Below are 616 nucleotides of genomic sequence, written 5' to 3'. Positions count from 1 at the left end.
CCAAAAAAACCCAGCCTCGGGAAACTGATGGATTTCTGATCTTCTGGCTCATTCAAAATGGTTCTCGCTTGTCTGAAATGCGCTTTGTCTATACTGCTTGGCATTGCATGAATATTATGATGCCTGTGCTTTTTTGCCTTATATAGAGAATGTCCACCGGTGAATACTACGTCTGCTTTTGTGAACAATTGATCTTCCAATTGCAGAAGTTGTGGCGGAGCAAATCTGAAGGCAGACAATTCATCCATAGAATCATAAACAATTTTTTCAGGGGTGAGATGATCTGTAAACTGTAATGCCATAGGCGTATAATACCAACTGATGTAATCTTTTATCCCGTACTCCTGTAACAATTGGTCGATCATCTTGCCAAGCCTGATATTCATCGTTTCATCATGTCTCGCTATCAACAGTTCTACGATGTAAATGCCATCCTGTACATTGACGATATACATATCTGAGTCCCCGATCTTTGGCTCTTCAAAATAAAACACCTGATAATTCTTAGAAAACCTCGTCAGAAGATGTTGGGGTCGTTGATAAACAAAATTCCATGATAAATGGCTGAAGCATAATAAATATTTCATATATAACTGTGATTAAGTGTGAACAATTT

General features: G+C 38.1%; 1 protein-coding gene. It reads right to left on the bottom strand.

Annotation, left to right across the window (positions count from 1 at the left end):
• The coding region (locus AC4FQ5_RS19890; RefSeq protein WP_491146364.1) for a glycosyltransferase family protein at positions 1–587 on the bottom strand (587 nt) is incomplete at its 3' end.
• Positions 588–616 lie beyond the last annotated feature (29 nt).

It is taken from the genome of Chryseobacterium sp. DT-167, from assembly GCF_058310155.1.
This window is presented reverse-complemented; position numbering and strand designations above follow the sequence as displayed.